The sequence below is a fragment of the Gardnerella vaginalis genome, from assembly GCF_040427915.1.
GTDB lineage: Bacteria > Actinomycetota > Actinomycetes > Actinomycetales > Bifidobacteriaceae > Bifidobacterium > Bifidobacterium vaginale_C.
Window position 1 is genome coordinate 326,210 of record NZ_JBETXJ010000002.1, and the last position, 12,449, is coordinate 338,658.

The 12,449-nt window shown below is 42.1% G+C and carries 9 protein-coding genes; 3 read left to right on the forward strand and 6 right to left on the reverse strand.

Features of this window, described 5'->3' with window-relative positions:
• Positions 1-26 precede the first annotated feature (26 nt).
• A complete protein-coding gene (locus ABVC65_RS01340) occupies positions 27-905 on the forward strand; it encodes a hypothetical protein (protein WP_353582414.1) in 879 nt (292 codons plus the stop codon).
• The gene (locus tag ABVC65_RS01345; protein WP_075038713.1) at positions 895-1,206 is read left to right on the forward strand and encodes a hypothetical protein; all 312 of its coding nucleotides are present in this window, start codon (positions 895-897) and stop codon (positions 1,204-1,206) included. The genes ABVC65_RS01340 and ABVC65_RS01345 overlap by 11 nt, the downstream gene beginning before the upstream one ends.
• Here the strand turns inward: ABVC65_RS01345 and rsmI are convergent.
• Entirely contained in the window at positions 1,201-2,094 is an 894-nt protein-coding gene (gene rsmI, locus ABVC65_RS01350) for a 16S rRNA (cytidine(1402)-2'-O)-methyltransferase (RefSeq protein ID WP_353582415.1), read from the reverse strand. The genes ABVC65_RS01345 and rsmI overlap by 6 nt on opposite strands.
• A gap of 141 nt (positions 2,095-2,235) precedes the next feature.
• On the opposite strand from rsmI, the gene ABVC65_RS01355 reads away from it, so the two are divergent.
• A complete protein-coding gene (locus tag ABVC65_RS01355) occupies positions 2,236-3,078 on the forward strand; it encodes an alpha/beta hydrolase (RefSeq protein ID WP_353582416.1) in 843 nt (280 codons plus the stop codon).
• Between the two features lie 134 nt (positions 3,079-3,212).
• On the opposite strand, the gene ABVC65_RS01360 is transcribed toward ABVC65_RS01355, so the two are convergent.
• The 5 genes from ABVC65_RS01360 to ABVC65_RS01380 form a co-directional block, all read right to left on the reverse strand.
• Entirely contained in the window at positions 3,213-6,194 is a 2,982-nt protein-coding gene (locus ABVC65_RS01360) for an SdrD B-like domain-containing protein (protein WP_353582417.1), read from the reverse strand.
• A gap of 499 nt (positions 6,195-6,693) precedes the next feature.
• A complete protein-coding gene (locus tag ABVC65_RS01365; protein ID WP_353582418.1) occupies positions 6,694-8,211 on the reverse strand; it encodes a formate--tetrahydrofolate ligase in 1,518 nt (505 codons plus the stop codon).
• Between the two features lie 212 nt (positions 8,212-8,423).
• Positions 8,424-10,031 carry a C69 family dipeptidase gene (locus ABVC65_RS01370; RefSeq protein ID WP_019261351.1) on the reverse strand — a complete coding sequence of 536 codons (1,608 nt, stop codon included), beginning with the start codon at positions 10,029-10,031 and terminating at the stop codon, positions 8,424-8,426.
• Positions 10,032-10,214: 183 nt separating this feature from the next.
• Positions 10,215-10,766: a YbhB/YbcL family Raf kinase inhibitor-like protein gene (locus ABVC65_RS01375; protein ID WP_353582419.1), complete on the reverse strand. Its 552-nt coding sequence runs from the start codon at positions 10,764-10,766 to the stop codon at positions 10,215-10,217.
• A gap of 501 nt (positions 10,767-11,267) precedes the next feature.
• Positions 11,268-12,443: a DNA polymerase III subunit delta' gene (locus ABVC65_RS01380; RefSeq protein WP_353582420.1), complete on the reverse strand. Its 1,176-nt coding sequence runs from the start codon at positions 12,441-12,443 to the stop codon at positions 11,268-11,270.
• Positions 12,444-12,449 lie beyond the last annotated feature (6 nt).

Here is a 12,449-nt window from a genome sequence, read left to right on the forward strand (position 1 = left end):
ATGTCTGAAACAAGAAAGGAGGGATTATGAACAACGAAGTAGAAATTATTGCAAACAAAACTATTAACAATTCGGCTAATGATACAAGTAAATACACACGCAAAACAACCGATAAGCGAACAAATAAAAGAACAGATAAATCCACGATCAAGACAATCGCTAAAAATTTAAAAAAGACTTCAAGACACAATTCAAAAAACATTTCAAAAAGCACTTCAAAAAGCAGAAACTATGATGCGAGTAAATACAGTACAACTAAAGATATAGCTCAAGAAACAAAAATAATTCTTGAAAATTACGACAATAAAAATCAACACATTGACATTAGTAAAAATCTTCCGACCCTACTAGACACAACGCATCTGCCAGGACCATTGTGTATGAAGAAATTATCTAAATTCGGAGCTTTTGAACGATTGTCAATAAGAAGCGGATTTGCACATTCCACTGCAAAGACAATTGAAGGGCGTTGCAAAATACTCAAAAAGCTGATACCACGAGACTCTGCAGCCTGCATGTTTACAGCATCCTGGATTTGGCTTGGAGGAACAATTCCAAACATATTAGACGTTATATCCGGCAGTCATTATCGCGTAGTACCACATGACCATCCATTACGAGTATTCAGACGAAAATTGTTGAAGAGAGAACAAAAGGTGATTAAAGATTTGCGCATAACATCTCCTGCTCGAACAATCTGCGACATAGCATTAACACCATCGAAAAATATTTACGACGAGATACGCAAAAAAGACACAATTTTCAATCTGATTCAAGAATATGAAACAAGTTTTAAAGAATGCGAAAAAATCATAAATAGCAACCCACATTTTCCAGGAGCACAAAAAGCAAAAGATTGGTTAAGAAACGTTATAGAACAGGAAGATATTTTTTATGAATATTAATATTGAACACTTAAATCAAGTACAAGAAAATACAGAAGATTTCCATAAAACACGAACAAAAGATCCACCACCAAAACCGCCAATTATTCTCACAGAACAAGTAGCATGCTGCGAAAATACGAACAAAGAAATACTTTGGCACATAGCGAGAAACATTCCGCACTTACGAAAATGGGTTATAGCAAACCCAGCAGCTGACGCAAAAATACTGGAGTATATTTCACAAAAAGGGGGTCCAGATGTTAAGCATAGCTTAGACGTACTTTTAGAAAGCTACGATTACGCGAAACAGATTTCATGACTTGATATTTAAACAAGCAGCATAAACTTCTTTACGATTCGCAAAAGAACCGTCTGAAAGAGGATTTTGCGAAACAATACGCGTTATAGCATCTTTAATACGCAAACCTTCATTTTGCGAAAGATCGTAAGACATTTGCGCAAGCTGTTCAACGCTCAAATCAATGTTTTGCTGCTTGATTTCTTCATCGCTAGCTCCAGCAATCACAAGAACAATTTCTCCACGCGGAGGGTCAATCGCAACTCCTTCCTTAATCTGACTTACGCTACCTCGTCTTATTTCCTCAAAATCCTTTGTAAGCTCGCGACATAACGCCATTTTGCGATCTGCGCCAAAAACTGCAAAAATATCTTCCATTGCATCCGAAATGCGATGTGGAGCCTCATAAAAAACGATTGTTCGCCGCTCTGAAAGAAGCGAGCGCAAATGCTGCTGTCTGTCGCCCGATTTACGCGGTAAGAAACCCTCATAACAGAAGCGGTCTGTAGGCAAGCCAGAAAGCGCTAGAGCATCTAGCACAGCACTCGGCCCAGGCGCGCAAGTAACGGACAAATCGCGCTCTATTGCACGTCGAACAATTGCAAGACCTGGGTCGTTAATAGTAGGCATACCAGCATCAGAAACAACAAGAACGGTATTGCCTTGCTCAACCTTGTCTAGCAATCCATCTGCCTTGTTGTGCTCATTGTGATCGTGATATGCAATAACTTGCCCAGAAACATGCACGCCAAGGCGATTTGCAAGATCATAAAGTCTGCGCGTGTCTTCTGCTGCAACAATATCCGCGGTTTCTAGAAGATTAATCAAGCGCGATGAAGCATCTCCCATATTGCCAATCGGAGTGGCTGCAAGAACAACTTTTCCTAAATTATCTTCTTCATTACGCATCTTAAATCTCCTTATAAAACCTCTTAAGACTCTACACGAATTTATAAAATAACGCACTTAAAAAACAAGGTATTTGATTAGAATTATGCTTAAGTTTATGCTTAGCATAAATTGCACTCGCGCAAAACGAAAAGAGATACCATGAAGATTATAGAACGTAAAATTAAAGGCGTTGACGGTAGTAACGCACTTCTTACTGGATATGTTTTAGACGACAACTTAGATAGCGAAGGAGATCAAACACGCCCAGCAGTGCTGATTTTACCAGGCGGCGGATTCTTGCGAGTTTCTAATCGCGAAGCAGAACCTATTGCTATGAAGTTTGCTGCTGCTGGATTCCACGCATTTGTTTTACGCTACTCGCTTGTGCCTAGCGCACACCCGACTCAGCTTTTGGAAGCCGCACAAGCTATGCAATTGATTCGCGATAATGCAAAAGAATGGCATGTAGATGCGCAAAAAGTGGCGATTATTGGATTCTCTGCAGGAGGTCATGTAGCCGCAAATCTTGCGACTAGCGTTAGCGACGATGTTGAAGAAGCAAATGGATACAACGCAAACGGCGTTCGACCAAACGCTCTTATGCTTGCTTACCCAGTGATTTCCGCTGGCGAATACGCACATAAGCCAACTTTCGATCGTCTTTTTGGAGATGTAGATTCTAGTACTCGCGCGCAACTCGTTGAACAGCTTTCGTTGGAAAACCACGTGGATTCTAAGACTCCACCTGTGTTCGTTTGGCAAACAATTACAGACCAGACAGTTCCAGTTCAAAACTCGATTATGTTTATTAATGCTTGTGTTAAAGCTGGCGTAAGCGTGGAAGCACACTTGTTCCCTAAGGGTCCGCACGGATTGGCTTTGGCGGTTAAAGAAACAGCTAAGCGCGATGAGAACGGTGCAGTAATTCCTGAATTTGTGCAGCCAGAAGTTCAGCAGTGGATTGACCTTGCTTGCGATTGGCTGAATCGCACATTTGCGTAATTTAACTTCAACGCTCCCGCGTTTGTTCCCTTTTTGGGTCAAATGGTAAACAAAAGCAAGAACAAAAACGTCGCCCACACACCATGATTGATGTGTTGACGACGTTTTATATTATTCACCTGAATTTTCTACAATTATTGCCTGTGCTTACCCTTGCAGAAATAACGCTTTATTTTATTCGTAGCACCCAAAGCGAGCATAGCAACAGACGCAACAGCTGTGAAAACTGTGCTTACGCCAGTGTTTACAAGCTTATCCCTTACACGCTCTTGCTTAGAATCAGAATTATTATTGTCAAACGAACTTTCATTCGACTGACTATTATTGCTATCTAAATCATTATTAATGCTTGGTATCGGATTATCTAATTCACGAATCTCAGAGTGATTAGGTTCTGAAGGATCCTCCTTAGGCTGGGGATCCTCATACTGAGGGGGATCATTAGATTCTGTGTCATCAGTATCAGGATCCTTAGGGTCATCAGGCTTAGACTCATCAGGCTTAGACTCAGGATCCTTAGGCTTCTCATTGTCCTTCGGATCATCCGACTTAGGATCAGTATCCTTTGGCTCATCACTCTTAGTATCTTCAGGCTCATCCTTCTTAGGATCAGGATTTGGCTTAGGATTTTGCTTAGGCTCATCCTTCTTCGGAGTATCAGGCTTATCATCCTTAGGTTTCGTAGGATTATCAGGCTTCTTAGGATCCTCAGGTTTAGGATCAGGTACATCCCTATCCTGATAATTTGGATTATTAGGCTTATCCTTAGGATTTGGCTCATCCTTCTTCGGATCATCCTTCTTAGGATCAGGAGACTTAGGAGTATCAGGCTTTACAGGATTGTCATTCTTAGGATCAGTCTTTGGCTTAGGCTTAGGGTCCTTCGGATCATCCTGTTTCGGCTCAGGATTTGGCTTTGGCTTATTATCAGGATCCTTTGGCTTATCCTTCTTCGGATTCTTAGGATCAGTCTTTGGCTTAGGCTGCGGATCTTTCGGCTTAGGGTCCTTAGGCTTAGGCTCCTTGGGATTCTTAGGATCAGGCTGAGGATTCTTAGGCTTCGGCTTATGATCAGGATCCTTCGGATCATCCTTCTTAGGCTCATCCTTCTTAAAAGCTCCAGCATCAATATGCTTCTTATCTTCGCCAGCAGAAAGATTTATATTGCCAACATATGAGTCTTTTGAAGACGAATTATCGGTTGCTGCAGATCCTTTTTCTGTAACAGATCTATCAGTTACAGGCTCTCCAGGAATCGCGTCAGAATCTACAGAGGAATCTGACCCTTTACGCGTGTATGTAAAACCAAAATATTCACTACCTTCTGGAAGTGTAAATTTAACAACATAGTTTCCTGGCAGCAAATTAGTAAATTCGTAAGATCCATCAGGCGAAGTAGTGGTAATAGGATTAACCTTATTGCCATTTATGTCGATTACTGTGCTATCCCCATACTGTTTAACAAGCTGTACTTTTGCACCAATTATGCTCGACTCTCCCTTATCTTGAATACCATTATGGTTAGCATCAAACCACACGCGTCCACTCAAAGATGCGGGAATGACGATTTCAACAGGAACTGTGCTCACTTTGCTGCGATTACTGCGCGCATACGTTGCAACAGTCTCCTGAATTTTGTTAATAATTGGCGGATATTTCAAAGTATTATCTGGATAATTATCATTACAATCTAACGCACGATAATACGATTTTATGTATGCGCTTGCTTTTCCACTCATCCAAATACCGTTGCTAATATTATCAGGACCAAACACAGTTGAATCTGGGTTAAATTCTCCAGATATTAGCAACTCAGAAGGTCTGCTTTGTTCTGGAACAGTTCCCCAACCATCGAAATATTTAGAATCCAAAATATCGCCGAAAACTTCAGTATCCCCATAAGCAACTTTTTCTATTCCAATATTAGCCATAATTTTACGAGCTTCATCGTTGTTGTTAGGCGAACGGAAAACTGTTAAATGATGATTTTTAAAAACTTGCTTAGTTCCATTTAAAGCATAGTTCTTAGAACCAAATGGAATTTTAAATCTCAACTTAATCGGATTATTATCGTTCCCATTGCGATAAATAGTTACGAATTGGTTATGCTCAATATTTGCAGGTATTAATTGCGGTGACCAAACACCATTCTGCGACTCAACCATAGTGCTTCTACCGTCATAATCAACGCCGCTCGTTTCCATAGATAGACCAGTGAACCAGAATCCATAATTATCTCTGCCGTCCCATCCAGTTACCAGATCCGAACGCACTAAGCATGGGTTCTTTTGCAGTATCCTATCGTTTGGAAAATCTCTTAATCCGCCGATTGTAGAAGTATATTCCATAGGTGTTGGGAAAGGCATATAAGACACTCTGCCTTGGATTAATGGTTTCACACCTTTTTTGTAATTTTTCAAATCAACTAGATCAGAAGTTTTTGCATTACTGTTGACTACTGTATGGATTTCAATGGAAACTGTTTGATTATTTTTTATTACATCACCATTGGATAATACATTGCCAGAGTGGTTCACGCCTTTTATGGAAGCAAGATGCGGCATTTCTGTCGCAAAATCAGAAGACCACTCGTTGTAGTTAAAGTAAACGTCGAAAAGATTGTAGTTACCGAGATTGTGATTACCAAACGACTTAGAATCTGAAATTTGTACTACTTTATTTGCAACATTGCCAGCATCAACAACAAAATCATTTGCATTTACCGTAAGAATTTTCGGAATGGCTAGTCGAAGATATGGTCTAAAAACATCGCCATCTTCAGGAACAATAAATTTTGCTGTAGCCCGGAGCGTAAGCTTGCTACCTGGACGCAGAATTTTATTAGTTTTATTCGTATTCGCATGATTGTCAGTAGAATCTCCATCAACATAGCTGATTGAAGTTCTTACTTCTGGAAGTTTCCCATCTGGCTTGCCGAAATGCTGGGTAGGAGCAGGAATTAAATCAATGTTGTTAATACTGGATTTATTCGTTGGAATGTTCTCACGATTAGTGAAAGCATTATCATTGCTCGACTGAGCTAACGCCGAAGAAGATAAACTTGCTGTTAATAACGTGGCCGTTAATAAGCTAGCTGTCACTATTTTCATTTTCATTAAGTATTTTCTCCCTTCGCTCATAAAAATAGTTATGAGCCAAGCCACGAGTAAAACACTAAAAAATTTATTTTTCAAACCGAAAATTGTCGTAAATTTTCCGACAACTAAAACCCTTTTTATATTTATAGAATCGCCGAATAAGAAAAACACCTTCGGAGAGTCTGAAGAAAAATTTAAATTAATTAAGATAAAATACGAAAAATATGCATGTTAACTCTCTTGTAATAAAACTAAATCGTAATATTTTCTGTTGTTATAACAATATGATAATTAAATAATACATGTGAGGTTTTTCACATTACACAATATGACACAAATTCAATACACAAATATCTTTACGATAGATACAACATGGATCCTATGTAAAAGATAAAAGGAGTTTATAAACAACATTCATAAACGACATTCATAAAACAAAAACGTCGCCCACACACCATGATTGATGCGTTGACGACGTTTTGTTATTTGCTATTAATGATTAATATTTAAAAAGCAATCACACTATTTTTGGCATAGGAGTTGTAAGCGAAGACGTAAGGTTGACTTGCACAACCCCAGCTCCAGCATGAACTTCTACTTTCTTTAAAGTTACAGTGCGAGAATCTTCAGGCGCATGATCATCATCTGTCATGGTTGCTGGCGACTTTACAGCAACAAGAGCCAAGCTATCAAAATCAACACCAGCCTTATTGCACAAATCCTGTGCTGCAGTCAAAGAAGCAGCAAAACCATCCTTTTCAATCACTCGACTTTCTGGAACTCCATACGCCTCTGCGCAAAGCAAATTAATGCGATCGCGCAGAGACTTTCCTCGGCGGCTTTGCGGAACTTTCGTTTCAGTATCAGCAGTGATTACAGACACAAAATCATCTAGCTGATCTGCCAAGCCATCGCCGCCGTCTCGGAACAAATTGCCAACAATCGGCTTACGGAATCCTAAAGTCTTAGCCTGCTCAAGCAAATCTGGAACTTGGCTATCTTCACCTTCCCACAAATTGATAAGAGGGAACGTAGGAATATTAAGCGACTCAAGGCGCGAAACGTGGAACGGGTAGCGCCATGCAAGAGTTTCATCATCTCGCCAAGTAGTTGCTCGAGTGACAACAACCGCCGCCGATGGCATTGCTGCTCCAAACTCACGCACCGCAATATCTAGCCACTTTTGAGCGCCAGCATCCGTGCCATAGCCTGCTTCCACAACAACAACATCGTGTAGCGCGCAAGCCATTTCAACACTCACAAGGCTTGGAATACCAAGCGAAACGTTGGCAAATGGACCACAATGAACATAGATTGGAGATCCATTAATCGTCTCAGTTTTTGCAGGCTTTACAGCGTCGGCAAGAATATTTGTGATTCGCCACAAGTCAACAAAATCGCCAAATTTAACAGGATTTCCGTCCTTTGTGCCAGCAATCATTGCAGCAACGCGATTTGCGATTTCTTCCATGCTTCGCGAAAGCACTACTATTTGCATAAGTTCACAAGTTGGCGTTAACACAACGCGCTCCGCAACCGTGCCCTTGCCAAAATCAACAGAAATGCTACGCAAAGACCTTGAAGGCACTTCGCTTACTCGCGGCACTAAAATCGTGTCTAAAATACCCTCGTCAATCGCCTTTTCTGCAAAAGAAACAAGCAAATTCTGCGCACATTCAATGGCGGCCATTTCTCCGCACAATCCCCAATCGATTAGCTCAGGGTGCGAAAGCGATGACTTTCCGCCGCCGCTAGCTCCACCTTTTGAACCAGCTGCAGTAATGCCCATGCTTGGCTGTCGCAAAACAGCCGCCGCATCTACTCCGCGTTCTCTAAGAGCGTCTACCAGCGCAATAGTGGTAGTTGTTTTACCTTCTCCTCTAGAAGCCTTAAGAGGAGTATCAGCTGTAACGAGTAGCACTTTACCGTGCTTTTTTTGCTCGCTTGGATTCTTCTTTAAATAATCCAAGAATCCGAAGGCGTCTATTTTTTTAACTAATCCAAATTGTGTAGTAAACGAATCAAGAATGCTCATATTCCCCACTTTCATAAGCAAAAAGCCTAGTAGATGCCCAATAGTGTTCAATAACAAACGTTCAATAACAGATGCCCAATAAACGCTCAATAATAAACGCGCATAGCTAATGTAAATGAACAATTTTTATACTATACGATTGCATGGGCGTGGTATAGCAATATTACATTAAAACTATGCGCGTTATCACTAATGTCTATAACGACTTGCGATCAGTGATCGGAGCGATTAAAACCATTCTTCATACGCATGCTAGTTATGTACAGCACTGTGTCAAGCAAAGAATCGGTTTCTTTCTTCAACTTCGCAGCCATATCGTCGTTTGCTTCAGCCAAAGCTTCACGCACTTTGTCGTTACGAAGCTCTGAAATAATAGCTTCAGGATCGCGAACTAAATCATCGTAATCTTCGCCTTCATCACCTTCACGCTCTGGCTCGTAATCTCTCAAATTAACACCAAGAAGATCTGCCACGGTGGCATCCGTAGACTTGACCATTGCGTGACCAAGGGAGCCGACAACTTCCTGATAGCGCTCGATCGCGTTTGCAGTGTCGTTAAAAGCAGCATCCGCAAGAGCTGCAATAATGCGATTCTCCCAATAGAAGTTTTCGCTTGTTACGCGAGTAGTCGTATCTTCCAAATACTTTGGAGTGCGATTTACGTTCGGATAGAACGGAATCAAAGAGTTGAAAGGATTGGAACCGTAAGTAATCCACTGAATTGCGCGCATTGGTTCTGGCACGTAAGGGCGGATTTGCATTACAGCAAGCTCGCTTTGACGATTGATGCCGATTGGGCGGAAAAGATGACGAGTATGCTCGTCGCCAAGCTTGCCGTAAGGATCATACTCAGTGCCCTGATAGTGCGAGCTTAAAACATACTTAATATCCTCAACTGTGACTTTGCGTTCAGGCTGGCGAGCCCAAGGAATATCGTTGCTGTCCGGCTTATGGTCAGCGTCCTTACCATCCCACACTTCGTCATAAGGATTCAAGAAACGCTCCATAAACCATGCGCGAGGAGTGTTGTACACGTGGTCGGCATCCGAATGAGATCCGAAAGCATCGCGAGGGTTAAACGGAGAAGCGTTTTCTACCGACAAATCCAAGTGGTTTTCTTCAATAAACTCAAGCAAATCAGCCGAGCACATATGCTCTTCTTGGTCTCCCAAAGCGTCTTCCAAATCAAACTCGTCAATTCCAAGCTGGTTTGGCATAACAACATACGCCTCGTCTGGCACGCGCTTAGCAATCCAGTGGTGTCCGCCAACAGTTTCCATCCACCAAATCTCGTTTACATCCGAGAACGCAACGCCGTTCATCTCGTATGTGCCGTACTTTTCTAGCAACGCGCCCAAACGCTCCACGCCTTCGCGAGCGCTACGAATATAAGGCAAAACAAGCGTTAAGAAGTCTTCTTCGCCGATTCCGCCTGGCACTTCTGGCTTATAATCAGCGTCACCTTCCTTGCCTTGCGCTTTTTTAAGCTCCACCATTGGGTCGGCACCCAGCACGCGCTCGTTGGATGTAAGTGTTTCAGTTGCGCTCATTGCCACGTTTGCTTCGTTAACGCCAGCTTCTCCCCAAATTCCTTCGCGCAAGTCTGCGTTTGGCACGCTTGTGTATTGCATTGGATTATCTGGCAACTCAACTGTTACGTGGCTAAGCACGGACTTGTAAACGCGAGGCTGATCTTCCGGCTTTACTACTACTAAACGCTTTGGGTTAAACTCGCCATTTGCTGAGTCTTCGTTGCGAGCAATAAGTGTTGATCCGTCGTAGCTCGCTTTGCGCCCTACTAAAATTGTTGTGCATGCCATATTTGCATCCTCATTTTTCTAATTTTTGATTATTTTTTGATTATTTTTTATTATTTTGTTTGTTTAGATTAGTTTTGCTTATTTTTGACTATTTTACGCACGCATATATAGTCGTAAGCTGCTTGCGACTAATCAGCACGAAGTCATATAAAGCCTAAAGCCAAAAGCCTAAAATCCTAAACTCTAAGCTTTTCCTCGCAAATATAATCCGTTAACGTCTACATACGAATCGTAATGCCTGATTTCATTCATCATTTCGTTAAGATAAAAGCCCTCTTTAAGATTTGGAAGAGGTTTTTGCGTTCCGAACACTTCTAGCATGTAGTCGTGATCTTTGTCTGGAGGCTGCGGGCCGTTGTAGCGCATAGTAATAGAAGGATCCGTACACCCCACAAATCGGCTAGCTTGCGAGTTTCGCCCTTGTACAACTTCTGGAATCATGGTCGGCATTGTGCGCGAAAAGTCTTGCGGAATTTGCAAAGCGCGAGAGTCGTTAAAGTCAAACATAAGCGCTTCTACTGGAACATTTGCCACAACCCAATGAATCCACTGGAATCCGCACACTGGTATAGCGTCGTCGTCTACGAATCTCCAATGCAAGTAGTGCACAAAATCCGGCAACTTGTCTACATAAAATGGAAAAGACACGACTGGAATGCCGTTAATCTTATTTTCTTCCGGCGCAGCTTTTGCAAAGTTGTCTGGAATAGTGGTGAAATCTGTAGAAATATTCATAATTTAAGTATCTACTACCGCTGTGACTACGCGAAATAATTCATTTTTACACAAATGCACAAAATTAAAAAGCTCGCAGAAAAACTTCCGCATTTTGTACCAAATTTGACCTAAAACAGGTACAAAGTGCGGAAGTTTTTACACTAAGTGCAGTAGAGATTCGAGATATTTCGCAGCGGATGAAGCGAACCTCAGCATGAAATGGTGATTCGCTGAAGTAGCAAGAAAAATCGAGAATCTCGGCGGTGAAAGCCACGCAATTGTTCAATCACGTAAGAGGGCTGGGTGATTCTTGGTCGAACAATATAAGAGCGGCAGCCGATACCAAATAATCCAATGACTCACCCTACAAACAAACCTCAACCCAAAAAACAAAATCAAAGCCAAAACGGAACAACCGCAACAACGGACTACACATAATAGGCGGAGCGTTGTGAGACAAGAAACACCCAGCCCTCGCACAACACCAAGAAAAGACGTGAGAACACTCTAAGCGCGCAGTCAAAGCGCGCAGAAAAGCGCTTCAAAAACAAGCGTTGCGTTTCCATTGCCAGCAAGCCGCTTTTTAGCAACCGCAAGCGCGTCCAGGCATTTAAGCGCGCGCTCTGCTGTATTTTTTTTAGAAAGCTGCATAATTTCTGCTTTAAATTCTTGATTCACAAGTGGCGTTTGTAATTGCGCATTGTTTAGCACAACAAGCACATCTCTGTACACGCTGCAAATCGCATCTATTGCGCGGTTTAAAACGTCTCTGCTTACGCGAGTAACTTTGCGCTTAACATCGTCTTTTTTGCCAATCGCATTGTATGCGCTACGAATTTTAGGTGGGATTTTATCTGTTGGCTTAATACCATTTATGCGCAAAAACTCGCTTTGCTCAGCTTCAACAGACTTTTGCACTTCGTATTCTGCCTGGCTTTTAGCATCTTCGATTAGCGTTTGTGCAAGCATAATAGCATCTATTGCGCTGCTAAGACGCAAAACGCCTGCAACAAGCTCTTCTCTTCTGCTTCTAGCACTCTCGCTTGTAGCGTAGAGCATTGCTAAATCAACGTTTCCTTGAGCTATGCGAGCCACGCTTGCCGCCGTTTTTGCATCAATGTGTGCGCTTTGTTGCACGTATTCTTGCACATCTTGGTCGCTTGGTTGAGCCAAATTCACTATTTGAGACCTAGAACGAATTGTTGGCAAAACATCTGCCGCGCTTGCCGCGCAAAGAATCCATATTGTGCGAGGTGCTGGCTCTTCGATTTCTTTTAGCAAAACGTTTGTTGTGCGCTCAAGCATGCGCCCAACGTCTTCGATTATTATGATTCGCCATGGTGCAACACTTGGCATTTGCTCGGATATTGATACGAGTTCTCGCACTTCGTCAATGCTAGTTGTGACTTTATTTGTGCTTAAAATGTTTACGTCTGGGCTTGTTCCAGCTAATACTTCACTTGCGATTTTATCTGTGTTTATTTGAGTGGCGGAGTTTTCGGCGGCGCGGTTGCTTGCGACTTTTGCGCTCGATTGCAATGCCGCTGCAAACGCTCTTGCCACTTTTGCACACCCGAATCCAGCAGATCCGCAAATAAGCCATGATTGCGCAATTTTGCTTGAATCGCCTTGCGCTACTTTTTTAAGGCGTTCAACAACTTGCGCTTGACCAACTACCGATTCCCAAACGTCCATTGCTAA

What these genes read in the sequence shown, in the direction of transcription:
- ABVC65_RS01370 (WP_019261351.1), bottom strand. Translation starts at nt 10,031, where the DNA reads ATGGCATGCACAACAATTTTAGTAGGGCGCAAAGCGAGCTACGACGGA.
- ABVC65_RS01355 (WP_353582416.1), top strand. Translation starts at nt 2,236, where the DNA reads ATGAAGATTATAGAACGTAAAATTAAAGGCGTTGACGGTAGTAACGCA.
- ABVC65_RS01365 (WP_353582418.1), bottom strand. Translation starts at nt 8,211, where the DNA reads ATGAGCATTCTTGATTCGTTTACTACACAATTTGGATTAGTTAAAAAA.
- ABVC65_RS01345 (WP_075038713.1), top strand. Translation starts at nt 895, where the DNA reads ATGAATATTAATATTGAACACTTAAATCAAGTACAAGAAAATACAGAA.
- ABVC65_RS01360 (WP_353582417.1), bottom strand. Translation starts at nt 6,194, where the DNA reads ATGAAAATGAAAATAGTGACAGCTAGCTTATTAACGGCCACGTTATTA.
- ABVC65_RS01380 (WP_353582420.1), bottom strand. Translation starts at nt 12,443, where the DNA reads ATGGACGTTTGGGAATCGGTAGTTGGTCAAGCGCAAGTTGTTGAACGC.
- ABVC65_RS01340 (WP_353582414.1), top strand. Translation starts at nt 27, where the DNA reads ATGAACAACGAAGTAGAAATTATTGCAAACAAAACTATTAACAATTCG.
- ABVC65_RS01375 (WP_353582419.1), bottom strand. Translation starts at nt 10,766, where the DNA reads ATGAATATTTCTACAGATTTCACCACTATTCCAGACAACTTTGCAAAA.
- rsmI (WP_353582415.1), bottom strand. Translation starts at nt 2,094, where the DNA reads ATGCGTAATGAAGAAGATAATTTAGGAAAAGTTGTTCTTGCAGCCACT.